23 protein-coding genes are annotated in these 23471 nt (G+C 69.4%); 12 read left to right on the forward strand and 11 right to left on the reverse strand.

Translation table 11 applies throughout. The features are described 5' to 3' along the window. The 3 genes from Acor_RS07145 to Acor_RS07155 all read left to right on the forward strand — a co-directional run. Positions 1–376, forward strand: a 376-nt coding sequence (locus tag Acor_RS07145) for a hypothetical protein (RefSeq protein ID WP_218034167.1), incomplete at its 5' end; no start/stop codon positions are given. Positions 377–396: 20 nt separating this feature from the next. Beyond that, positions 397–1203, forward strand: coding sequence for a DUF4397 domain-containing protein (locus tag Acor_RS07150; protein ID WP_155335767.1), 807 nt, complete (start codon positions 397–399; stop codon positions 1201–1203). A gap of 1 nt (position 1204) precedes the next feature. Next, positions 1205–1795 carry a class F sortase gene (locus tag Acor_RS07155; protein WP_155335768.1) on the forward strand — a complete coding sequence of 197 codons (591 nt, stop codon included), beginning with the start codon at positions 1205–1207 and terminating at the stop codon, positions 1793–1795. Here Acor_RS07155 and Acor_RS07160 read toward each other — a convergent pair. After that, positions 1792–3693: a WD40 repeat domain-containing serine/threonine protein kinase gene (locus tag Acor_RS07160; protein ID WP_155335769.1), complete on the reverse strand. Its 1902-nt coding sequence runs from the start codon at positions 3691–3693 to the stop codon at positions 1792–1794. The two genes, Acor_RS07155 and Acor_RS07160, sit on opposite strands and share 4 nt — an antisense overlap. A 92-nt stretch (positions 3694–3785) precedes the next feature. On the opposite strand from Acor_RS07160, the gene Acor_RS07165 reads away from it, so the two are divergent. Further along, entirely contained in the window at positions 3786–4610 is an 825-nt protein-coding gene (locus tag Acor_RS07165) for a DUF4253 domain-containing protein (RefSeq protein ID WP_246238476.1), read from the forward strand. Positions 4611–4662: 52 nt separating this feature from the next. Here Acor_RS07165 and Acor_RS07170 read toward each other — a convergent pair whose 3' ends face one another. Further along, entirely contained in the window at positions 4663–8955 is a 4293-nt protein-coding gene (locus tag Acor_RS07170; protein WP_155335771.1) for a discoidin domain-containing protein, read from the reverse strand. A gap of 360 nt (positions 8956–9315) precedes the next feature. Between Acor_RS07170 and Acor_RS07175 the strand changes: the two genes are divergently transcribed. Then, a complete protein-coding gene (locus tag Acor_RS07175; protein WP_155335772.1) occupies positions 9316–9888 on the forward strand; it encodes a CGNR zinc finger domain-containing protein in 573 nt (190 codons plus the stop codon). On the opposite strand, the gene Acor_RS07180 is transcribed toward Acor_RS07175, so the two are convergent. Next, entirely contained in the window at positions 9881–11098 is a 1218-nt protein-coding gene (locus Acor_RS07180) for an endo-1,4-beta-xylanase (RefSeq protein ID WP_155335773.1), read from the reverse strand. The two genes, Acor_RS07175 and Acor_RS07180, sit on opposite strands and share 8 nt — an antisense overlap. A gap of 80 nt (positions 11099–11178) precedes the next feature. Here Acor_RS07180 and Acor_RS07185 point away from each other — a divergent pair, with 80 nt between their 5' ends. After that, positions 11179–12132: a TIGR03885 family FMN-dependent LLM class oxidoreductase gene (locus tag Acor_RS07185; RefSeq protein WP_155335774.1), complete on the forward strand. Its 954-nt coding sequence runs from the start codon at positions 11179–11181 to the stop codon at positions 12130–12132. Here the strand turns inward: Acor_RS07185 and Acor_RS07190 are convergent. The 3 genes from Acor_RS07190 to Acor_RS07200 all read right to left on the reverse strand — a co-directional run bounded on the left by Acor_RS07190 (position 12129) and on the right by Acor_RS07200 (position 14736). After that, positions 12129–12584, reverse strand: coding sequence for a GNAT family N-acetyltransferase (locus tag Acor_RS07190; protein WP_170316827.1), 456 nt, complete (start codon positions 12582–12584; stop codon positions 12129–12131). The two genes, Acor_RS07185 and Acor_RS07190, sit on opposite strands and share 4 nt — an antisense overlap. Positions 12585–12674: 90 nt before the next feature. Further along, positions 12675–13820 (reverse strand): glycosyltransferase family 2 protein, encoded by a 1146-nt coding sequence (locus tag Acor_RS07195; protein WP_155335776.1) that lies wholly within the window; start codon positions 13818–13820, stop codon positions 12675–12677. Next, a complete protein-coding gene (locus Acor_RS07200) occupies positions 13810–14736 on the reverse strand; it encodes a hypothetical protein (protein WP_218034168.1) in 927 nt (308 codons plus the stop codon). The genes Acor_RS07195 and Acor_RS07200 overlap by 11 nt, the downstream gene beginning before the upstream one ends. A 402-nt stretch (positions 14737–15138) precedes the next feature. On the opposite strand from Acor_RS07200, the gene Acor_RS07205 reads away from it, so the two are divergent. Then, entirely contained in the window at positions 15139–15363 is a 225-nt protein-coding gene (locus Acor_RS07205; protein WP_155335778.1) for a hypothetical protein, read from the forward strand. 97 nt (positions 15364–15460) lie between these two features. Beyond that, the gene (locus Acor_RS07210; RefSeq protein WP_155335779.1) at positions 15461–16627 is read left to right on the forward strand and encodes an AI-2E family transporter; all 1167 of its coding nucleotides are present in this window, start codon (positions 15461–15463) and stop codon (positions 16625–16627) included. Positions 16628–16634: 7 nt separating this feature from the next. Here Acor_RS07210 and Acor_RS07215 read toward each other — a convergent pair whose 3' ends face one another. After that, positions 16635–17108 carry a hemerythrin domain-containing protein gene (locus tag Acor_RS07215; protein WP_155335780.1) on the reverse strand — a complete coding sequence of 158 codons (474 nt, stop codon included), beginning with the start codon at positions 17106–17108 and terminating at the stop codon, positions 16635–16637. Positions 17109–17142: 34 nt separating this feature from the next. Further along, positions 17143–17622, reverse strand: a complete 480-nt coding sequence (locus Acor_RS07220) for a GtrA family protein (protein WP_170316828.1) — start codon at positions 17620–17622, stop codon at positions 17143–17145. Between the two features lie 122 nt (positions 17623–17744). Here Acor_RS07220 and Acor_RS07225 point away from each other — a divergent pair, with 122 nt between their 5' ends. Further along, on the forward strand, positions 17745–18467 hold the full coding sequence (locus tag Acor_RS07225; RefSeq protein WP_155335782.1) for an SIR2 family NAD-dependent protein deacylase: 723 nt from the start codon (positions 17745–17747) through the stop codon (positions 18465–18467). 76 nt (positions 18468–18543) lie between these two features. Further along, complete coding sequence (locus Acor_RS07230; protein WP_155335783.1) at positions 18544–19641, forward strand: serine hydrolase domain-containing protein; 1098 nt, start codon at positions 18544–18546, stop codon at positions 19639–19641. Here the strand turns inward: Acor_RS07230 and Acor_RS07235 are convergent. From Acor_RS07235 to Acor_RS07245, 3 genes are read right to left on the reverse strand one after another with little or no spacing between them, the layout of a single operon-like run. Further along, positions 19615–20481 (reverse strand): 3-methyladenine DNA glycosylase, encoded by an 867-nt coding sequence (locus Acor_RS07235; protein ID WP_155335784.1) that lies wholly within the window; start codon positions 20479–20481, stop codon positions 19615–19617. The genes Acor_RS07230 and Acor_RS07235 overlap by 27 nt on opposite strands. Before the next feature lie 36 nt (positions 20482–20517). Next, a complete protein-coding gene (locus Acor_RS07240; protein WP_155335785.1) occupies positions 20518–21168 on the reverse strand; it encodes a hypothetical protein in 651 nt (216 codons plus the stop codon). 45 nt (positions 21169–21213) lie between these two features. Then, the gene (locus Acor_RS07245) at positions 21214–21363 is read right to left on the reverse strand and encodes a hypothetical protein (protein WP_155335786.1); all 150 of its coding nucleotides are present in this window, start codon (positions 21361–21363) and stop codon (positions 21214–21216) included. A gap of 175 nt (positions 21364–21538) precedes the next feature. Between Acor_RS07245 and Acor_RS07250 the strand changes: the two genes are divergently transcribed. Beyond that, positions 21539–22405: a leishmanolysin-related zinc metalloendopeptidase gene (locus Acor_RS07250; protein WP_155335787.1), complete on the forward strand. Its 867-nt coding sequence runs from the start codon at positions 21539–21541 to the stop codon at positions 22403–22405. A 16-nt stretch (positions 22406–22421) separates the two neighbouring features. Beyond that, positions 22422–23405, forward strand: a complete 984-nt coding sequence (locus tag Acor_RS07255; protein WP_155335788.1) for an LLM class flavin-dependent oxidoreductase — start codon at positions 22422–22424, stop codon at positions 23403–23405. Positions 23406–23471 lie beyond the last annotated feature (66 nt).

A 23471-nucleotide genomic window follows, 5' to 3' on the forward strand; every position in this document is an offset into this window, starting at 1 on the left:
GGCGGGGCGGGAGCTGCTCGGGCATCCGCGGCTAGCGGCGGCGCCGGACGCGACCAGGCAGCTGGCGGCGGGTGAGGTGGACGCGCGGCTGCTGAGCGCGCTGGCGGCGATCACCGCTTCCCATCGGCTGTACGTGCGGGCGTTCGGGGACCCGGGCGCGGATCCCGGGGTGCCGCTGCGCAGCGTGGAGATCAGCTCCATCGACGGACACAAGCCCTCAAAAACCAAAATTTCGGGAATTGTCAGGTTCTTGGATGCGCAGCAATCACAATTCCATCCCATAGAGGTCAAACTGGCTCAGCCGAGTGACGCAGCGTCCACAATCCTGCGCATCCGGTATTCCGCACCGAGCCCGACGGGCTCCCTCTCCTCCTGAACCCCAGGGAGCTGGCCCTCATGATCCTGCCGCGTATCGCCCTTCTCGTCACTTTCTTCCTCGGGCTTTCGATCCCCGCGCACGCCGAGAGTGCCGCCGTCGGGCACGTCCGGCTGGCGCATCTGTCGCCGGACACGCCGGCGGTGGACGTGTATCTGTATCCGTTCGGCGGGAGCGCTCCGAAACTGGTGCTCAAGGCGGTGCCGTACGGGGGCGTCTCGCCGTACCAGAACCTGAACGCGGGGCAGTACACGGTGGCGATGCGCCCGGCGGGGGCGGGGGCGAGCACGCCGCCGGTGCTGTCGGCGAACGTGCGGGTGGCGGGGGGCAACGCGTACACGGTGGCGGGGATGGGTCCGTACCAGAGCATCCGGCTGCAGGTGCTGCCTGACTCGATGGCGCTGCCGTCGGGGAAGGCGGGGCTGCGGGTGATCGCGGCGTCGCTGAAGGAGCGGACGCTGAAGGTGACGGCGGGCGGCGCGGTGTTCGAGGAGGAGCTGCGGTTCGCGAACACGCCTGACTACCGGCCGGTCGACGCGGCCACGCAGAAGATCACGGTGGCCGCGGGGTCGGGGTCGGCCAGCGCGGACGTCGTGCTCGCGCCGGGCAGCACGAACACGGTCGTGGTGCTGGACGGTAAGAGCGGCCTGGACATCCTGAGCCTCCAGGACGCCGCGGCGCCGGGGGTGACGCCGAAGGGCGCGGTGGACACCGGCCTGGGCGGCCTCGCCACCCGGGACACCCCGCGCGGCATCGGGGTCGCGATCGTGCTCGCCGGCATCGCCCTGACCCTGTCGGTCGTCCTGCGCCGCCGCCGCGTGACCTGACATGCGGCGCGCCCTGCCGGCCGCCCTGCTGGTGGCCGTCCTGGCGGGTTGCGGCACCACCCGCCCGTCCCCGGCGCCCACCCTGGCCACCCCGGTTCCGGGCTGGTCGGCGGTGCGGGGCCAGGTCGCGGTGGTCTCCCCGCCGGTACGGCACGCCGAACCCGTCTCCGTCTCGATGCCCGCCATCGGCGTCAGGAGCGCGCTGGAACGGCTCACCCTGGACCCGAAGGGCGTGATGATCCCGCCGGTCGAGGCGGCGGTGGCCGGCTGGTTCTCGGCGGGGGTACGGCCGGGCGACCCGGGCCCCGCCGTGATCGCCGGGCATCTGGACAGCCGGTCGGGCCCGGGGATCTTCGCCCGGCTCGGGAAGCTGAAGCGTGGCGACGTCGTGCACGTGGACCTCGCCGACGGCACCAGGGTCCGGTTCCGGATCGACGAGGTCCGCGTCTACCCGAAGGACGAGTTCCCGACCGAGGCCGTCTACGGCCCGACCCACGACGCCCAGCTGCGCCTGATCACCTGTGGCGGCTCGTTCGACGCGGGCCGGGGTCACTACGCCGACAACGTGATCGCCTTCGCCTCGCTCGGCTAGAGCCGCCAGGTCCGTACAGTGCCGTCCCTGCTCCCGGCCACCAGCAGCGGCACCCCGTCCACCTCGGTGACGGCCACCGACGTGACCCACCCCTCCGGCCCGGACAGCGGCCCGCCGAGCGGACGCCCCGAACCGAGATCCCAGACCCGGACCGTCCCGTCCCAGCTCCCGGTGACGGCCAACGGACGCCCGTCCAGCACGGTTGTGGCGACGGCGCTGATCCTGTCCGTGTGCCCCGGATACGGCTCCCCCACCGGCGCGCCCGTTTCGAGGTCGAGCACCCGCAGCGTGTTGTCCGGGGCGCCGGACACCACCACCGGCCGCCCGTTCACCTCCGCCAGGGCCAGCCGCGAGCCGGGCGCCGCGAACGGCCTGCCCACCGCCTCCCCCGTCCTGGCGTCCCACCGGTGAACCATCCCGTCGAGGGCGGCAGTCACGATGATCTCCCGCCCGCCCATCCGCGACATGGCCACGTCCGACGCGCCGCCCCCCACCGCCAGCAGCACCTCACCGGTGGCCAGGTCGATCACCTGCACCGCGTGCTGCCCGGCCGTGACGACGACCGGCTGCCCCTCCCGGCTGGCCACCGCCAGCGCCAGCACGTCACCCGGCCGCCCGCCGAAGCCGATCGCCCGCCCGGTGACCAGATCGGAGAGCCACAGCCCCCGGCCGTACCCGCCGCAGACCAGCACCTGGCGGCCGCCCAGGTCGCCGAGGGCGACCGCGGAGATCGACAGCGCGCCGACCGTCCGGGCCCGCCCGACCGCCGCGCCGGTGCGCACGTCGGAGAGGCGCACGGTGCCGTCCCGGCCGGCCGAGACCGCCACCGGCAGCTCCCCGGCGGTGGCGGTGGCCAGGGCGAGGACTTCGCCGGTGTGGCCGGCGAAGGGCGTGCCGAGCGGCTCGCCGAAGCCGGGGCCGACGGTGGCCAGGGCCATCGGCGCGGCCCGCACGGCGGCGGGGACCACCGCAGGGCCGCGCGGCCACAGCGGGATCGCGATGGCCGCCCCGGCGGCGGCCACGGTGACGGCGGCCAGCGCGCCGAGCGCCCAGCGCGGGAGCAGGCGGCCACGGGGCTGGTCCGCCTCGTCCTCCAGGTGGACCAGCGTCATCAGGAGCTTGGCGGCGCTCGGCCGGGCCGCCGGATCCTTGGCCAGGCAGGCGCGGAGCACGCCGCGCAGCCGGGCGGGCACCTCGGCCAGGTCGGGTTCGCGGTGCATGATGCGGTTCATCACGGCCGGGATGGAGTCGTTGCCGAAGGCCGGGCGGCCGGTCGCGGCGAAGCTGAGGGTGACCGCCCAGCTGAACACGTCCGAGGCGGGGCCGGGGCGGCGGCCCGCCAGCTGCTCCGGCGACATGTACGCGGGCGAGCCCTGCACCCGGCTGGCCTCGGTCCCGGCGGCGTCCACCACCTGCGCGATGCCGAAGTCGATCACCCGCGGGCCGTCCGCGCCGAGCAGCACGTTGGCGGGCTTGAAGTCGCGGTGCACGATCCCGGCCCGGTGCACGGCGGCCAGCGCGGCGGCCGTGCCGACCGCGAGCCGGTCCAGCGCGCCCGCGTCCCGCGGGCCCTCCCGGCGGACGAGCTCGTCCAGCGACTCGCCGTCCACGTATTCGCTCACGATGTACGGCCGGGCGTGGGTGATGTCGGCGTCGATCACCCGGGCGGTGCAGAATTCGGCCACCCGCCGGGCCGCCGCCACCTCGTTGAAGAAACGCCGCTCCGCGTCGGCCCGCTCGAAGAACCGGGCGTGCAGGACCTTCACCGCGACCGGCGTCCCGGTGGCCGTCTCGCCGTGGAAGACCGTGCCCTGGCCACCCTCGCCGATGAGCCCGGTGAGCCGGTACTCCCCCAGCTGCTCGGGATCCCCCGGCCGCAACGGTCGGGGCGGCGGCATGGCGACCTCCACGTGCGACGACGAGCATGACGATAGGCCAAACAACCTGTTCCCGAAACCGCCCGAAGAACGCGTGAACTATTCTCTTCGCCGTGCCGGTTAGGAAAGGGCAGTTGCCACCCGAGATACGCGAGCTTTTCGCCGACGACGGCGAAGGGCGGTCCCTGGGCGTGGATCTGCCGGAAGGGGCGGCGGTCTGGCCCGACCCGAACTTCGAGCGGCGGCGCGACCACCGCCGTCCGGCGTTCTGGCTGAGCGACGACCCGGTCTCCGGCGAGCTGTGGGCGCGGCTGCGGGCCGAGCATCCGGCGTCGGGGCTGTGGCCGCTGCTGCTGGAGGAGTCGGTGCAGCCCTGGTCGATCGGGCAGATCGCGCCGGACACGGCCGCCGAGATCGACAACTTCCGGGCCGGCGACTTCATGGACGAGGTCTGGGCCGACTGGGTGGAGCAGGCCGACAAGGACCAGATCGGCAATCTGGAGCCGTTCGGACCGGTCTCCCCCGGTCTGGCCGAGCCGGGCACGCTGGTGGCCGAGCCGGGCGTGGTGGCCGACTGGTACGCCAAGGTGCTGTCCAGGAACGGCACGCCGCTCGGGCTGGTGGCCGCCGACCGGGGGGCCGACGCGCTGGCCGTGATGGGCTGGCAGGGCGCCATCAACCACAACGAGTGGACGGTCCCGCTGGCGGCGGTGCTGCGCAGCTGGGAGGAGCGGTTCGGGGTGCTGGTGGTCGGGGCGGGCTTCAACACCCTGGAGCTGAGCGTGGCCGCGCCACCCACCGGCGGGCTGCACGCGCTGCACGTGGCGGCCGAGCACTGGACGTTCTGCCCGGACAGCATCATCCAGGGGCCGGGCACCCTGGAGGACTACGCGGAGCAGATCCGGGGCAAGCACGCCTGGTCGTTCTGGTGGGACTGACGGCGGTGCCGCCGGAGGTCGAGACCTCCGGCGGCACCGTCGTCAATGGGGATCAGTTGGTGTTGATGGTGAATGTCGACGTGGTGTTCTTGATGTTCTGGAAGTTGTTGCTCAGCACCAGGTTGTTGAAGGTGGCCGAGCCGACCGCCGGGCCCTGACCCGGCTCGGGCAGCTCGTTCGCCCAGATGCCGAACCCGGACTTGGCGTCGAAGGCGTCGCCGCTCTTCTGCGCGCCGGTGATGGTGATGTTGGTGAGGATCGTGTCCGTGACCGGGTTCTCCGGGGTCGACCCGGTGTACTTGGTCTGGAACATGATCCCGCTGTAGGTCGGGTCGACGATGTCGACGTTGCTGATCCGGATGCCGCGGAACTCCTTGGAGGCCGAGAACAGCCAGATCGCCGGGAAGGTCTGCGCGCCCCAGAAGTGGCCGCCGGACCGGATGATCGAGATGTTCTCCAGCACCGTCGGCGTGGTGCCGAAGCCCCGGAACTGGTAGCCGAAGTCGAGCGAGGAGACCGTGATGCCGGAGTAGGTCAGCGTGTCGGCGATGTAGATGTTGCGGAAGGTGTTGTCGAAGCCGCCGTACACGGCCAGGCCGGCCGCGCGCCACGGGGTGGTCACCGAGAGGTTCTCCCAGAGGTTGCCCGTGTTGTCGCCCTGGACGATGTCGACCGCGTTGAACAGGGCGAAGGCGTCGTCACCCGTGGAGCGGGCGTCGATGTTCCTGACCGTGTTGTTGCGGCTGTTGTTCGTCAGGTTGAGGCCGTCGGCGTACATGTTGCGGACGCGGCTGTTGGTCAGCGTCAGGTTGCTGACGTTGGTGCCCCAGACCATGACCATCTGGTGTTCGATCCACATGTTGTCGATCGTGATGTTGCTCACGCCGGTCAGGTTCCAGACCTTGCCGGGACCGTCGTTGCGCTGGGTGTAGTTGCCGAACACCGCGAAGCCGCTGAAGGTGGTGCCGTTCGCCGACGACTGCATGTCGAAGCCGATGTCGGTGTTCTCCTGGCCGGTCGGGGCGTAGAACCTGGTGTACCAGGGGCCGGCGCCGACGACCTTGATGGCCTTGCCGTAGACGGTGACCTTGCTCGACACCTGGTAGTCGCCGGCGGGCAGGTAGACGCCCTCCCAGCCGGTCTCCATCCGCGCCTTGTCGAGGGCGGCGGTGACGGCCTGCTGGGTGAAGCCGGTCGGCACGACGTACTTCGCCGGGTCGGGGTTGGCGATCGGGGCGACCTGCTCGGTGTCGATGAAGTCGATCGCGTAGGTGGTGTCGTTGCCCGGGTCCTTCTGGAGACGGATCTTCGTGCCGACCGGGAACGAGCTGTTCAGGAAGACGTTGGCCTCGTCGTAGATGTGACGCGGGCCGCCGGAGCCGGGCGAGTTGTTCGGGCTCGCCTCGTTGCCGTACTGCCACACGTACTTGGAGGTCAGGTTGATCGCCTTGTGGAAGGTGCCGTTGACGTAGACGTTCAGCGAGGAGTTGATGCCGCCGCCGCCCGCCGAGTCGGGGATGGAGAAGCGGGTCACCAGGGTGTTGGTGGGCGCCCGGGTGGTGAACTCGACGAACGCGCCGTTGGTGTTCAGGGTGACGGCGCGGCGGCCGCTGGCCTCACCGCCGAGGTCGCCGATGGTGCGGTTCGGGCCGACGATGCCGGCGCCGCCGCCGCGTACGGCGTCCTCCGCCTCCAGGTGGTCGTACGGCATGTTCGCGCCGCGGCCCACGAAGAGACTGGTGTTGGTGGTGTTGTTGGCCTGCTTGACCGGCAGTTCGTTGGCGTCGTTGGCCAGCACGACGCGGACCGTGAAGCGTCCGTTGGCGGCCGTCCAGGTGCCGAGGCCGATCGGGGCTGCGGTGGCGCCGGCGTTGATGACGCCGGTGTGCGTGCCGGTCAGCGTGCGGACCACGGTGCCCTGGTCGTTGAGGACGGTCAGGGTGATGCCGTGGGCGCCGCCGGCCGAGGCCACCGTGCCCTGGTTCCTGATGCCGACGCTGAAGGTGACGGTCTGGCCGCCCGACGGGTTGCTGGGGGTCCAGGCCACCGGCGAGGCCACCAGGTCGGAGCTGTCGACCGGGCGGACGGTCAGCGCGGCCGGGTTGACGTACGCGTTGTTGCCGTCGTTCTGCTCGATGATGGTGTTGGCCTCGTCGACCTTGGCGTTCACCGAGTAGGCGGCGGCGTCGCGCGGGCCGATGTTGGCGGTCACGGTCGTCTGGGCGCCCGCGGCCAGCGCCGGCACGTTCACCGTGGCGACCCTGGTGGTGTCCAGGTAGAGGTTGACGCTGCTCGCCGGGGCGTTCGCGGTGCCGCTGTTGCGGACCACGGCCGACAGCGTGATGGCGTCGGTCTCGACCGGGGAGGCGGGCGACCAGGTGGCCGAGGTGACGACCAGGTCGGGGTTGGGGGCGGGGGTGCCGAACACCTGGAACTCGGCGATCTGGCCGCCGGGCGCGCCGGTGTTGCTGTTGATCCGGATCTGCACGTCCGCGGTGGTCGCGGTCACCGGGATGGTGACGGTGTTCTGCGCGGCCGGGTTGAACGTGTAGTTCGCCGCCGACACCAGGTTGGTGTAGCCGGTGGCGGCCTGGTCGCGGCCCAGCACCTGGATGTTCTGGGTACGGGAGCCCCACGCGCTGGACGGGTTGAGCTTCAGCACCACCGAGGTGACGCTGGCGTTGGCGCCCAGCTTGACGGTGAGCACGCTCGGCCAGGTGCCGGACGCGCCCTCCCAGTAGGTGTCCAGGCTGCCGTCGTTGGCGTTGGCCGCCACGAACGTGTGGACGTGGCCGGACTCGACCATCTCCTTGCCGGTGGCCAGGTTGGTGCCCGGCGGGTTGGAGCCGGGCCGGGTCACCGAGTTGGACTCACCGGACTGGTTGCCGGCCGCGTCCTTGGCCCGGACGTAGTAGGTCACCGTGGCGGTGGCCGGCTGGGTGTCGGTGTAGGTGAGCACGTTGCCGGCGACCGAGGCCGCGACGGTGCCGTTGCGGTAGACGTCGTAGCCGGTGACGCCGACGTTGTCGGTCGAGGCGGTCCACGCCAGCCGGATCTGGCCGGAGCCCGGCTCGGTGTAGGTCAGGTTGCCGGGCACGGTCGGGTTCTGGGTGTCGCCGCTCTGGCCCTGGCGGGTGACGGTGTTGCTGTTGCCCGACACGAGGCTGGCGGCGTCCTTGGCCCGCACGAAGTAGGTCACCGTGGCGCTGACCGGCTGGGTGTCGGTGTAGGTGGTGACGTTGCCGACGCTGGCCCGTAGCGTGTTGTTGGCGTAGATGTCATACCCGGTCACGCCGACGTTGTCAGTGGCGGCGGTCCAGGTCAGGCGGACCTGGCCGGCGGTCTGCTCGGTGAAGGCCAGGTTGGCAGGCGCCGTCGGCGGCTGGGTGTCACCGGTGGTCGGGCCGTACACCTCGAACTCGGAGATCTGGCCGGCCGCCCAGCCGGTGTTGGCGGTGATGTTCAGCCGCACGTACCGGGTGGTGGTGGTGCCGCTGAAGTTGATCGTCACCGTGTTGCCGTTGGCCGGGTTGAACACGTAACCCGCCGAGGCGACGATGTCGGTGAACGTCGAGCCGTTCTGGCTGCCCTGAACGGCGAGCGTCTGGGTCCTGGTGGCCCAGCCGGAGGCCGGCAGCTTCAGCACGACCCGGTTGACCGGCAGGGAGGCGCCGAGGTCGACCTGGAGCCACTCGGGGAAGACGTTGTTGTTGCTCTCCCAGTAGGTGGCCTGGTTGAGGTCGTTGGCGTTGCTCGCCACGTAGTTCTGGGAGACGCTGCTGCCCGTCATGGTCTTGCCCTGGGCGAGGTTGGCGGAACCTCCGGTGCTGGTTCCGTACACCTCCAGCTCCGAGAGCTGACCGGCGGGCCAGCCGTTGTTGGCCGTGATGTTGATCCGGAGGTACCGGGTCGAAACGGCCGGGAAGTTGATGGTCACGGTGTTGCTCGTGGCCGGGTTGAACGTGTAGCCGGCCGAGCCGACGATCGTGGCGTAGCTGGTGCCGTCGTTGCTGCCCTGGACCGACAGGGTGATGGTCCTGGTCTGCCAGGCGGGGTCGTTGGGCAGCTTCAGGATGACCTGGTCGATGCTGGTGGCGCTGCCGAGGTCCACCTGGGCCCACTGCGGGAAGCTGTTGTTGGTGCTCTCCCAGTAGGTGGCCTGGTTGCCGTCGTTGATGCTGCCCGCCGCGTGACCCGCGGTCGAGGAGCTGGCCGCGGCCGTCTTGCCGAGGCTGAGGTTGGGCCCGCCCGCGGCGGCGGCCGGGACGACCGACCCCGCGAGGACGAGAAGGCCGGCCGCGAGCGCGGCTGCGACCATGCGTAACGGTCCGTGCGTCTTTCTCATCGCGTCTTCTATCTCTCGTCAGGAACGACAGGGGTGGGCCGGTGCAGCGCGTTGCCGTCACCGGACGCGGATGGGGGGCAGGTGCACGGACGCAGTGCATCCCTGAAGTTGCGAGGAACAGCGAGAAATTGAACAGCACTTTGCAAGATTCTTGCGCAGCGCTGGCCAAAGGTTACATAGGGGATACGTGCCCGTCAACGGGTCGAAACGTGAGTGTTAGCCGCCCATGACACTTTGTGCGACGCACTGTCGGCCCCGGCCGGGTCTTCGCTGGTCACGGACCGGAGCCGGCCGGGGACTGGGACGACCTCGGCCGGCCATCGACGAGCGTTTCATCACCTGATGAGCTAGATAGGAGGGATGAAGGTCCCCCCGGCAGACAGGGCCGTGGCCCCGGGCTCGCTCGGCCTCGTTCAGGTGTTCGTCAACAGCGTCAGCATCGAGTTCGGCCCTGACGAGTTCGCCACCGCGGCGGGGCTGGCGGACTGGCTGGCCCGCAACGGGCTCGGCCCGGTGCCGGTGGGTGAACACGACCGCCACGACGCCGTCGTCCTGCGCGAGGCGGTGCGCGCGCTGCTCCGCGAGAACAACGGCGCGGGCCCCGACCTCGAAGCCCGCCAGGCGATCGCGCACATCGCCAGGAACTGCCCGCTCATCGTGGGCTTCGACGCCGGCTCCGATCCGCTCGGGCTGCGGCCCGCGCTCACCGACATTCGCGGCGCGCTGGCGACGATCCTGTCGTCGGTCGCGGGGGCGGTGGCCGACGGCTCGTGGCAGCGGCTCAAAGCCTGCCACGAGCCGCGCTGCGAATGGATCTTCTACGACCGGTCCCGCAATCGCGGCAGCCGCTGGTGCTCGATGGCGGTCTGCGGCACCCGCGCGAAGATGCGCGTCTACCGGCAGGCGAAACGCGCGCAGGATCCCGTCACGTGAGGGCCGCCTCGATCGCCGTCTCGCCCGCGGCGGCGACCGTGAACGTGGCGGCGTCCCCGCCCGCTGAGACCTCGTAGTCCCCGAGGAAGCCGTTGAAGCGGACCCGGCCCTCCTCGTCCGTACGCAGGGTCGTCGGCGGGAGCCACCATTCACCCTTGATGAGGGCGTGCAGGGCCTCGTACGACGGTTTGGGGGTTCCGTCGGTCCGGACGAAGCCACCGGGGGCGCCGAGCCAGCCGTTGTCCGTCATGCCCCAGTACGTCATGGCGGTGACCGACGGGTGGGAGAGCAGGGTGCGGTAGTGCCGGGCGACCTCGTCCGCCTGGCGGGCCTCGCCGTCGGGGGTGGTCGGCCAGTCGGGGATCTGGTAGTCGTTCAGGTCGACGATCTCCGGTGGCATCAGGTGGCCGGACAGCAGGGTCGTCTCGGTGAAGTGGATCGGCAGGCCGTACCGGGCGAAACGGTCGATGGTGGCGAGGGTTTTCTCCTCGCCCCAGTAGCCCTGGTGCATGTGGCTCTGCAGGCCGAGCGCGTCGATCTTGATGCCGGCTTCGAGCACGCCCTCGATCAGGCATTCGTACGCGGCGGACATGTCGAAGTCGTTGAGCAGCAGGGTGGCGCGCGGGTTGGCCTCGCGGGCGGCGTCGAAGACCATGCGGACCATCGGGATCCGGCCCATCTCCCGGCAGATCCGGGTGATGCCGTTGTCGTACTGCGCGAAGATCGGCATGATCACGACTTCGTTGATGACATCCCACAAGTCGATGACCCCGGCGAAGTCGGTCATCTCCCGCTTGATCCGCTCGACCTGGACCCGCGCGATCTCCTCGTTGGTCAGGTCCATCAGCCAGTCCGCCGTCACCGTGTGCCAGGCGAGCGGGTGCCCCTTGACCACGCAGCCGCGCTCGGCGAACCAGCGGGCCGTGTTGAGCAGCCGCACGGTGTCCGGTTTCCCGCGTTCGGGCTCGAACTGCCCCCAGTAGAACGGGAGGGTGGCGGCGTTGAACAGGCCGAACCACTGCTCGGCGAGGCGCTCGTCCGCCTCGGTCCCGGTCCCGTTGGCCAGATCGATGAAGTCGAACCCGATGCACCCGAACAGGAACGCGTGATCCCGCTGCGCGACCACCACCTCCCGGCCCGCCAGCGGCTCCCCCGCCGAGGTCACCCGTAACGTCACATCCGCCGCGCGAAACGCCCTGATATCCGACATATCACTATTCTCACCTCGCGCCGGCGATCTCTCCAGCAGTTCCGAAGTGAGACCCTGCCGTCCCCGGGTAGTCGACCGCGATGGCGACCTACGGCTTCCACGCCTCCCATGAGCAAGCCCATCCGACCGCGCTGCTGGCGGCCGTCGTCCAGGCCGAGCAGGCCGGTTTCACCGCGGCCATGTGCTCCGACCACTTCTCGCCCTGGAGCGCCCGCCAGGGCCAGTCCGGTTTCGCCTGGTCGTGGCTCGGGGCGGCCCTCCAGGCCGGCACCCTCCCGATGGGCGTGGTCAACGCCCCCGGCCAGCGCTACCACCCGGCGATCATCGCCCAGGCCATCGGCACGCTGGCCGCCATGTACCCGTGGCGCTTCTGGACCGCCCTGGGCACCGGCGAGGCCAGCAACGAGCACATCACCGGCGACGGCTGGCCCCGCAAGGACGTCAGGAACGCCCGCCTGCGCGAATGCGTCGACGTGATCAGAGCCCTGCTGGCCGGCGAGGAGGTCAGCCACGACGGCCTCGTCACCGTCGACCGCGCCCGCCTCTGGACCCGCCCGCAGGAACCGCCCCTCCTGCTCGGCGCGGCCGTCTCCGAAGCCACCGCCGCCTGGTGCGCCGACTGGGCCGACGGCCTGATCACCGTCGGCGGCCCCGCGGCGGGCCGGGTCCTGGACGCCTACCGCCAGGCGGGCGGCCGCGGCCCCGCCGCCGTCCAGGTCCACCTCAGCTGGGCCCCCACCGAAGAGGAGGCCCAGGCCGTCGCGTACGACCAGTGGCGCTCCAACGTCTTCGGCCCGCCGGCCAGCTGGGACCTGGACACCGCCGAACTCTTCGACGCCGTCTCCGCCTCAGTCCACCCGGAACTGGTCGCCGAGGCGGTGCACATCTCCGCCGACCTGGGCCGCCACCGCGCCTGGCTGGCCGACTACGTCGACCTCGGTTTCGACGAGGTCTACCTGCATCACGTGGGCCAGGATCAGACCGCCTTCATCCAGATGTTCGGCGCCAAAGTGCTCCCGGACCTGCCGGCCTAGTCGAGGTCGAGTCGCCTGGTCATGATTCTGCAGAGTTCCGGTCTCAGTTCACGTGTGCCGTCAGCGTGGAAAAGGACTTCCGTGGTGGCCAGCTGGCCGTGCGGCCATTCCGCATATCCGAGGCGGGCGTACAGCCGCCGGGCGGCCTCGTTGTCCAGGGCCACGCCGAGCGCGACCTGCTTGAATCCGGCCAGCCACAGATACCGTTCGGCGTGGCGAATGAGCCGGGTGCCGACCCTCCTATTACGACGCCCTTCGACGACCTCCAAATGGGTGATCAATGGAACGTCCGGTAAATGGGCCCGGAGTTCTCGTTCCTCGGCCGCCGCGAGCCAGAGGTAGACGTCGCCGACGGGGGTCGCGTCCTGCCAGGCCACGAGCAGCACGCCATGGCCGATGGCCTGGGAGTTCAGCCGGTCGAGAAAATAGTGTTCCTGCCCCAGGGCTCGCACGAGCTCGGGGAGATCTCCGCGATCCGCCCGTCTGATAGCAATATGTCCCACAAACCACACATTCCCGGCTAACGCCGGGGAAATCATAGGCTATCGATGACCTCGATCCGTCCGGCGCGACCCCTCGCCGATCAGCCATTCGGCCGCGCCGCCGACCCTCCCGGGGTATTTCGGCAAACCACCCAGGTACTTCTCCCACCGAATACGATCTTCCAGCCACGCTTCCACATATTCGACGCAGAACTTCGGCTCGATTCGGCTGAGCCGGCCGAGAGCGGCCAGCAGGGAGGCCTCCATCGATTTCGGATCGGATTTCACGGTTTCCGGGCTCGCCCGGACCCGGCGCAGCACGTGCTCCACGAATTTCCGGCGCCGAATAAGAAAACGCTCCCAATGCCGGTGATCCGCCGCCGCGCTCCAGCCGCGCCCGGATCCCTCGTCCAGAAGCCAGTAGACGCCCTCGGCCAGCACGTCACCGAACTCCTGGTCCCGCGCCCTGCCCTCCCGGTCGAACGGGTCGTACGGCCGCTGCTTCACCATCCCCGTCACGGCGAGCGGCCGCACCGACTTCTCCCCCAGCAGGTAGAACCAGTCCTCGTTGTACACGTTCGGGAAGAAGGAGACGTTCCTGGTCGTCTCCACGGCGAGCGCGCCGCCCCCGACGAACGAATCCTGACGTCCGCCGGTCTCCCGATAGGCGTGACACACCACGGAGTTGTCCGGGTAGCCACCGATCCGCATCCCGACGACGTCGTAGATATCCAGAAGCGCGGCGGCGCGCGACACCTCGTGCAGCGCCCCGACCTCGATGTCATCGTCGAGGAAGACGATGCGCTCCCAGCCCGTCATCCGCGCCAGTGCCAGCCCCACGTTGCGCTTCGCGCTCAGATCGGTGACCCGATCGAAGATCGTGCCGCGCAGCAGGGCGTCGGTCGCGAAAGCCGGCAGGTTCAGCTGGCCGACGTCGCCGATGTCGATCGCGATCAGGTCCACCTCGGGCGGCACGACCCTCTCCGCCTGCGCCGCGCTGCTCCAGTTCCGGCTGTGCAGCGACACGAGCGGGCACCCGAGGTATCCCGCCAGCCGGGCGGCGTGTTTAAGCCAGCGAGGATGCCGGATCGTGGGCACCACGATGGCGTGCACGGGCGCGGGTGGCCCGGTGGGCGGCTCGTCGTATTCGGTGATCAGATGCCGGTGCGAACCGTGATGGTGCGTCCGTTCGATCTCAGTTGGCATCGGACGGCTCCGGCCATTCGTGCAGCCGGACCGTGTCGATGGTCCAGTCCGGCGTGAGCACGAGGCGGCCCTCGACCCGGACCCGCATGAGCATGCTGTACGACTCGGCGTCCGCGAAACGCTCGCCCAGGTAGGCGTCGTTTCGCTGGCGGAACCGCGCGTCGGTGAGCGCTCGGACCGCGCCGTACACGCCTCGGGCGTAGATCCCGTTGCAGATGCTTACCGTGCACTCCTTGTTGTTGATGTTCGGACCGCGATAGAAGAAGGCCACATCCTCCACCAGCGTGCGATCCGCCCCGTTCAGCGTGGCGTGATGCCTCCGGGTGCCATCGGCCTCGTCCACCTCGAAATAGGGCCCCTTCTCACCCGCCCAATCGGGCACCTGCCGGACGGGGAGTTCGAGCCGATCGAGGAATGACGCGGTGATCCGATTCCAGTCCACGCCGCCCAATAGCACGATGTGGGTGGTGAGATCGTCGGCCTCCAGATCCCCGACCGACCGGAGGGTGACCAGGCTGGACGGATTCGCGGCGCGTAAGTGGCCGTGGAGTTCGAACAGCGAATCGAGGTCGGAATAGCGATACAGGTCGATGTAGTCGGGTAAGTTCGGATCCGCGTACGGGATCTTGGCTCGTAGTTCGCCCGGGACCTGCGAGCAGATGATGGTGATCGGCATGTCGTCGGCGAAATGCCACGGGCCGGCGCTGACGCCGGCGCGCTTCTCCTCCCCGCCCGTCTGCACGGTGTTCTGATCGGCGAGGGCGATGGCGCGCAGTCGTTTCAGCTCGGTGAAGAGCCGATCGAATTCGGCGTGTTCCTCATCGGTCAGGTCCGGCAAAGCCAGCAGCCTCGGGACTCCGCCCGCCATCGAGCGCCTGGTGGCGAAGAAGATCGCGTAGCCCTGGAGGCGATCCATCGGCGGGATCTTCGGGGTACGAGCCGACTCCCATGACGAGACCAACGGGACGCTGACCCCGAAAGCGGCACAAAGCTGAGCCTGTGTGATCCGCATGCCCGGCCAGCGCTCTTCGCGAAGCTCTCGCAACCAGCGGGCCAGTGTTTCTCGATCGACGGCCACCACGACTCCAATTCACCTGAACTTCAGCTATATCACTAAACCCCGAGCGAAATGAAGAACATGCAGCTGAGCAATAACGAAGTGGCTACTACGTGGCAGTCACGAGATCGAGGCCGCCATTCTAGTCACCTTTTTCTGGCCAGGAGGGGAGAATGGCCGACTCGGCCAACGGGCATCAGTCCACCCAGGTGAATTCATCTGAGGAGCTGAAATCTCAGTTAACTTCAGCGAGGTGAGTCCATGTCAACGGTAATCCTCCACAGCCTGGCGATGCCGCCCGTTCCCGTCGACCCCACCAGCATCACGCTGCTCATCCTGGGCACCGCGATCATGCTGGTCCTGGGCGCCATCCGCTGGCTGATCCAGCGGGCCCGCGTCGTCGTGATGGTCAGCGGCACGAGCGTCCTGCTCGTCGTCCTGACCATCCTCATCCTGGCCTATCTGGTCACCTTCAGAACGACCTGATCTTCGTACCGACGTGAAATCGGGGTAAAGCCCGCTGACCAGTGCGAATGGCGACAGCCAAGGGGTAGGAGCGTGGCATGGGAGTCCGGAATATGCCATGAAATCCCCTGAAGAGAAGCCGCCGGCGTCGCCGAATCTCGAGGCGGGGAAGCCCGCGCCGGGGACGGTGGAGCGGGCGGTGGAGACGGCTGTCGCCACCTCCTCGGAGGAGAGGCCGTTCGGCAAACGGGGGCGGCCGTTCGATCGCCGGTCGCCCTTCTTCGTGGGGATGACGGCGGCGGCGGGGGTGGCGACGACCTATGGGGTGATCCTGCTGCTGGGAGCGGCGCGGGATGTGCTGATTCTCATCGGGCTGGGGTTGTTCCTGGCGATCGGGCTCGAACCTGCCGCGGCCTGGCTGGTACGGCGGGGCCTGCCCCGATGGGCGAGTGTGCTGCTCATCGTGACGCTGACGCTGGGCCTGGTGGCGGGTTTCCTCGCGCTGGCGATTCCGGCGATCCTCACCCAGGGCGCGCAGTTCGCGCATGAGGCGCCGACCTACCTGAAGGAGGCCACCAGCCAGCGGACCTTCCTCGGCAAGCTCAACGAACGATTCGAGCTGGCCCGGCACATTCAGCAGCTGGGCACCGGGGAGCGTGGCCTGTCCCTGGTCGGTGGTGTGCTGGGGGCGGGGAAGGTGGTGGCGGGGGCGGCGGCCTCGCTGGTGATCGTGCTGGTGCTCACGGTGTACTTCCTCGCCGACATGCCCCGGATCAAGGCAACCGTGTACCGGTGTGTGCCGAACTCGCGGCGGCCGAGGGCGATCCTCATGGCGGACGACATTCTCGGCAAGGTGGGCATGTTCGTGCTCGGCAACCTGGCGACGTCGCTGGTCGCGGGGGTGCTGACCTTCGTCTGGCTGGAGATCTTCCGGGTGCCGTACGCGCTGCTGCTGGCCTTGTTCGTCGCGCTGATGGACCTGGTTCCCGTGGTGGGGTCGACCATCGCGGGGATCGCGGTCGCTCTGGTGGCCCTGTCGGTCTCACTGCCCGTGGCCCTGGCCACTGTTGGGTTCGTCCTGGTGTATCGGGTGTTCGAGGACTATGTGCTGGTGCCCCGGGTCATGGGCAAGGCGGTGGAGGTGCCCGGTGTGGTCACCCTGATCGCGGTCACCGTCGGGGCGACGCTGCTGGGCATCGTCGGGGCGCTGATCGCGATCCCGGTCGCGGCCGCTCTGGGCCTGATTCTGCGGGAGGTCGCCTTCCCACGCCTGGACGACTCCTGAGCGCTCTCTAGGCGTCGGCGCTGGGCACGCTCAGCGGGTCGCGGGGCGCGCGCGGCTTGGCCGCCTCCATCTCCTCGCCGAGTTCCCGCAGCCGTTTGCGGCCCATCGCGGCCCGCACCTGCGGGAACCACTCCTGCTCTTCTTCTTCGACGTGGTGGCGGACGTTCTCGATGAGCACCGTCACCTTGGCGTCGAATCGTTCGTCCTTGACGTCGAGATTCTTGAGTTCGGCCAGGATCCACGCCACCACGTGGTGTTCCTCGACGCTTTCGAGCACGTGGTCGTCGGTCTCCGGCGCGGCTTTCCGCGCGGCCGGGTAGAAGATCTCTTCTTCGATGTGCGCGTGTACGGTCAGCTCTTCGATGACTTTGGCGACGAGCTCTCTTTTCTCTCTGTACGCCTTCCGCCCAGCCTTCTCGTACCGCTTGAACAGCTTTTCGACCGTTTTATGGTCATTTTTGAGGAAAACGATGGCATCCATCCCCGGCACGTACCCCTCGCGTGCCGTTGAAACATCAGTCCTGCGTACTCCGGGGGACCGGAATCTGCGTCTCCTGGTTCGCTTCCGGCACGTCCCGTACCGTGACCGGAAAGAAGACCCACTTCCGGTAGGCCCAGAAGCGGAACAGCGTTCCCGCGGCCACGCCCACCAGGTTGGCGGAGTTGAGCGCCACCGGATTGCTGAGCTTGAGGGTGTATTCGGTGAAGCCGACGCAGAGCAGCTGGATGAGCAGGCCGATGCCATTGAAAATGGCGAACAGCGCGAACTCCTGCATCTGCCCGGAATTGCCGCGGTCGCGCCAGGTCCAGTGGCGGTGCGCGTAGTAGGTGAAGACGCACGCCACCACGGTGGCCAGGACGACGGACGTCAGCGGGCCGAGGCCGACGCCGTAGCGCAGCACGTTCGAGCCGGGCACGCTGATCACGAACCCGATCGCGCCGATCGTTCCGAACTTGGTGACTTCGCGGGCGATGAGGCGAAGTCCGCTGAGCACTGCACGGGCGAACGCATGCGATGGAAGTCCGCTCGATGGTGAGATATTACGAAGATCCACCGTACCGGGCCTGGTGGACGCGAACGGGCCCGGGATGCCGTCACGCGCCGAAGGGGGCCTAAATGATCACGGTGATGACCGGGGCCGGGATCTCCACCGAGTCGGGGATTCCCGACTATCGAGGGCCGCAGGGGCTCTGGCGGGCGGATCCCGACTATCAGCGGCTCGTCACCATCGGTTATTACCTGGGCGATCCGGAGATCCGGCGGCGGTCGTGGGAGTTCCGGCGGAGCAGCCCGGCGTGGGAGGCGGAGCCGAATCCGGGGCATCTGGCGTTGGTGACGCTGGAGCGGGCGGGGCGGCTGGATCGGCTGATCACGCAGAACGTGGATGGCCTGCATCAGCGGGCGGGGTCGGCGCCGGACAAGGTGCTGGAGCTGCACGGGAACATGTTCGGGGTGGTCTGCGTGAAATGCGCGGTAGGTACGACACTGCGTGAGGCGCTCGACCGGATCGACGGCGGGGAGAACGATCCGGATTGCCGGGACTGCGGCGGGATTCTGAAGACCGCCACCGTGATGTTCGGCGAGGCGCTGCCGCAGGGGCCGCTCGACGAGGCCGTCCGGGCGGCCGAGCGAAGCGCGGTGTTCGTCGTGGTGGGGACGTCGTTGCAGGTTCAGCCCGCGGCGGGGCTGGTGGGCCTGGCGGTCGAGTCGGGCGCTCAGCTGATCATCGTCAACGCGGGGGCGACGCCGTACGACGAGCTGGCGAGTGAAGTGATCAGGGATCCGATCAGCGTGGCGCTGCCCCGGCTGGTGAACCGCCTGATCACGGAGGACCGGTAACCCTGCCACCCGATATACCGACATTTCCAGCCTGGGCCTAGAGTGCCGCGAAAGGTTGGAATTGGGAGTCGGCGTAATGGTCATTGTGCACGGGGCGGTCGCGCCGGGGTTCGAGGATGTACGGGACGAGTTCGCGGCCGTACTGGCGGCGAAACCGGACGAGGCGGGCGCGCAGCTCGCGGTGTTCCGGCAGGGGAAACAGGTCGTCGACCTCTGGGCCGGGGACGGCATCACGGGCGATTCGCTGCATCCCGTCTTCTCCTCCACCAAGGGTGCGGCGCATCTCGTCGTGGCGTTGCTGGTGCAGGACGGCGTGCTCGATCTGGATCGGCCGGTCGGCGATCACTGGCCCGAGTTTCCGGCGGAGATCAGCCTGCGCGGCCTGCTGTCCCACCGGGCGGGCCTGATCGGCGTCGACGGCGGTTTCACCCAGATGGAGCTCGCCGACGACCGGATCATCGCGAAACGGCTGGCCGGGCAGCGGCCGTTCTGGACGCCCGGAACCGCCTACGGCTACCACGCGTTCGTGATCGGCGCGCTCACCGGCGAGGTCGTCCGCCGGGCGACCGGGCAGTCGATTCAGGAAATCTACGAAACGCGCCTGCGGGTGCCGTACGGGCTCGACTTCTACCTGGGGCTGCCTCCGGAGCTCGATTCCCGATTCGTCCGGGCGCGGCCGACGCAGCCGCTCTCCGATGATGTCGTGATCGACCCGCTGAGCCTGACCGGGATCGCGTTCAACCTCAACGCCCTCTCCCCCACCAACCTGGCGGGCTTCGGCAACAGCCCCACGGTGCGCAGGCTGGGCCCGGCCTCCGCCGGAGGCGTCGGCAACGCCCGCGGACTCGCCGGCATGTACGCCGCCGCCCTCGAACTCCTGACACCGCCCACCATCGCCGAATTCTCCCGGCTGCACACGCCTGGCACCGACCTGGTCACCGACGACAAGAACAAGTTCGCCCTCGGCTTCGAAGCCGTCGCCCTGCTCTACCCGTCGCTCGGCCCGGACGCCTTCGGCCACAGCGGCGCGGCGGGCTCCCAGGCGCTCGCCGATCCGCGCACCGGCATCGCTTACGGCTACGCGCAGCGGCAGATCCCGGACCCGGCGGGCGCGGCCCTCGAGAACGAGCGCCTGATCCCGGCCGTCCTACGCTGCGCCGGCCTCGGTCAGTAGGTCCCGGCAGGCGGACAGCAGGCGCTGCCGCAGCGGCGCCGCCCGGTTCGCGAAGTCACGCTGGGCGGCCGCGTACTCGATCCGCCCGGCGGGGGTCTCGATCTCGATCGGCTGGTAGCCGTGGTGGCTCAGATCGTACGGACTGGCGCGCATGTCGACGGCTCTGATGTCGCGGGCCAGTTCGAAGCAGTCGGCCACCAGTTCGCTCGGCACCAGCGGGGAGAGTTTGGCCGCCCACTTGTAGAGGTCCATGTTGGCGTGCAGGCAGCCGGGCTGTTCGAGCTCGGGCTGGCGCTCGCGGGTGGGCTGGACCAGGTTCAGCGGCCGGGCCTGCGCGGTGAAGAACCGGAAGGCGTCGAAGTGGGTGCAGCGCAGCGGGCGTTCCTCGACGACGACGGCCACCTCCTCCAGCGACATGCGCAGCGGCTGGGCGGCGTGCCTGACCTCCTCGCGCGGCTGCCGGTAGACCATCGCCCACTCGTGCATGCCGAAACACCCGAACTGCCCGGGCCGCCCGGCGGTGGCCGCCAGCAGCCCGGCGACCCATTCGATGCTCTCCCGCCGCCGCTCCATCAGCGCCGCCGTGTCCAGGGTCGCGCCGTCGCCCGCGTCGAGGTATCCCGTGCCGTACTCCCTCGCCCCGGCGAGTACGACTCCCGCCCCCGGATGCCAGCGGCGCAACCGGCTGGGCCGATAGCCGTAGTAGCTGAACAGGAAGTCCTCCACCGGGTGCGCCACGCCGGCGCGGCGGCGGCTCAGATGCGGGCCGATCCACCCGTCCACCCGCCGCCGATGAGCCTCAGCCCTGGCCTCCCACTCCGGCCTGTCGAGCACATTCACCGAATCATCGTAGGCAGAATCCCGGACCCCCTCGAATTAGCGGGCGACATTTCGGGAAATGTCGCCCGGCCGACGCGGTGAGCGTGGGCGGACGGAGGTGCCGCGACGGTGCAGCAGGAGACCGGAACCGGCCGCCAGGATGATCAGCAGGCCGGTGCCCACGAGCATCCGCCCATCGGGCCCGGCGTCCCCGCCCCCGCCGGTCTCCGCCGCCCCCACCGGCGTCTCCATCCCGCTCTCATCCTCGAAGATGTCGCCGTCGGTGGTCTCGTCCGCTGTCTCGTCATCAGTGCCCGCCGCGGTGGCGGTCACGGTCGGCGACGGAGTGGAACTGGCCGATTGGCCGCCGCCCGACACGGTGAGCGGGTAGGTCTGCAGGGCGGTCGCGTTCAGCACCCGGCATTGGATGAACGGCGCTCCTGGGCTCGTGCCGAAGTTCATGGCCCCGGGCCGCACGGATGCGATGCCTTCATTGTCCGACTTCGTCAGCAGGTTGACGGTCGTCGTCGGCAGGGTGATGACCTGACCGGCCGCGATCGTGCCGAGTTCACCGACGCCCGTGGCGGAGTTCAGGCCCGGGAGTTCGCTGATGGAGGCGTAGGGGTACACCTTGGTGCCGGCGGGGAGTCCCGTGGTGGGAGCGCGTAAACCGGTGCCTTCGTAGCTCAGCAGGACACCGATGCTCATCTGCACGCCCGGGGTCGCACCCGTCGGCATCGTCATCGTGACCTTTCACCCTGATGTTCTGCTTCCCTGTACCGCGTTCGTCGTGCACTCGTACTCCACGATGTCGGTCGCGGCGGACGAGTGGGCGGTGGCGGGCAGGCTGCAGGGCACCCCACCGGCCAGGACGGCGACGGAGATGACCGCGCGGATCGACAAGACGACTCCAAGGTGTGACAGAGGGGCACAAGGGGGACGGGGCAGCGCGGGGTTTGGTTCTCGTCGTGTCCAGATCGGGACATCCACTCCGATGTTGAGTAGCGGGCTACTCAAGCCGTGACGCCCCCGGACGGAGCACGATCGAAGTCCGTCACGGAGAGGGGAAACGGAACCCATGAGCGAGTTCGAGACCCATATGGCACGTGCCAGCTCGGAGCGCGCGCTGGCACTGACGGACACCAAGTCGCCGTTCACGATCGAGGTGCGCTTCCTCGGCGGCCTCAGCGAAACCCAGAAGGCCGCGTTCGCCGCCGCCGCCGACCGCTGGGCCCGGATGATCGTCGGCGATCTGCCCGACGTCGCCATCCCGAACCTGCCGGAGCTCCCCGAAGGGCTGACGGCGGAGGAGGTCATCGACGACATCGTGATCCTGGCCCAGGGCGCGAAGATCGACGGGGCAGGGACGCCGCAGGGCAACGTCCTCGGCCAGGCCCGCCCGCTGCTCATCCGCACCGCCAGCCATCTCCCGGCCGTCGGCACGATGACCTTCGACAGCTTCGACCTGGACCGGATGGAGCAGTCCGGCCTGCTGCACGACGTCATCGCGCACGAGATGGGCCACGCGCTGGGCTTCGGCGCCGGCATCTGGGGCGACCTGCACCTCGTCGAAGGCTTCGGCACCCCCGACCCGGTCTTCACCGGCACCGGCGCGGGCCAGGAGTTCGCGATCCTGCTCGGCACCGGCGAACCGCACCCGGTGCCGGTCGAGAACGTCGGCGGTCCCGGCAGCGTCGGCTCGCACTGGCGCGAGTCGGTGTTCGGCGGCGAGCTCATGACCAGCAGGGTCAGCACCGGCGTCGGCAACCCGCTGAGCCGGCTGACCGTGGCGGCCCTCGGCGACATGGGCTACCAGGTCGACATGGCCGCGGCCGAGCCGTACGTGCTGCCGTCGCCGCTGCTGCTCGCCGAGATCCGCGCGGTGACGCGGGAGGTCGGCCTGTTCTGCGCCGTGCCGCAGGTGGAGGCTCCCACCTTCATCTGACGTCACGATGGGGGGCATGCGGATCGGTGTATTCCTCATCGCGGCCGGGGGTCCCGGCCGCCCACCCGAGCAGGTCCTGCGTGACACCTTGGCGGCGGTCTCCGCCGCCGAGGAGGCGGGCTTCGACGACGCCTGGATCGCGGAACATCACTTCATGTCGTACGGGGTGTGCCCGTCCGCGATCACGCTGGCGGCGATGGCCCTGGGCCGGACGGAGCGGATCACGGTCGGCACGGCCGTCAGCGTGCTGTCCACCGCCCATCCGGTCGCCCTGGCGGAGCAGGCCGCCATGCTGCACCACCTGTCCGGCGGCCGTTTCACGCTCGGTGTGGGCCGGGGCGGCCCGTGGGTGGATCTGGAGGTGTTCGGGGCCGGCCTGGCCCGGTGGGAACGGGGGTTCCCGGAATCCCTCGACCTGCTCTGCCAGGCCCTGAGCCGGCCTTCGGTGTCGGCGGACGGCGAGTTCTTCCGCTTCCGCGAGGTGGCGATGGTGCCGTCCGCCCGGCTCCGCCCGGTGGTGGCCAGGGCTTCGGACCGGACGACCCGCCTGGCGGCCGAGCGCGGCCTTGGCCTGCTCCTCGGCATGGAACTGGACGACGCCGCCAAAGGCGCGATCCTGGCCGAATACGAGCGGACGGCGCCGAACCTCGACGCCCCGCATCTGGCGGCGGTGCTCGCTTACGTCGGCGATTCCACGAAAGCGGCGCGAAACGAACTGAGAACCCTGCTCCCCCGCTGGCTGGAGCCGGGCCTGGCCGGATACGTACGCGCGGACGGTCGACCCCGCCAGGCCCGCGACCTCAACGAATACATGGACTTCCTGATCCGGACCCACCCTGTCGGCGACGCGGACCACTGCGTGGAAACCCTCCGGGCGACCCGCGACACCACCGGTCTCCACCACCTCATCCTGATGGTGGAGGGCGCCGGCGACCACCAGCGCACCCTGGCGAACATCCGCCGTCTGGGAGCCGAGGTCCTCCCCCGGCTCAGGGATTGACCCGAAGCTCCAACCACGTGATCACCCTCCCGGCTCAGAACTCCTGGCGCGACGAGCGAGTCACCG

The sequence above is a fragment of the Acrocarpospora corrugata genome (assembly GCF_009687845.1).
Classification (GTDB): Bacteria; Actinomycetota; Actinomycetes; order Streptosporangiales; family Streptosporangiaceae; genus Acrocarpospora; species Acrocarpospora corrugata.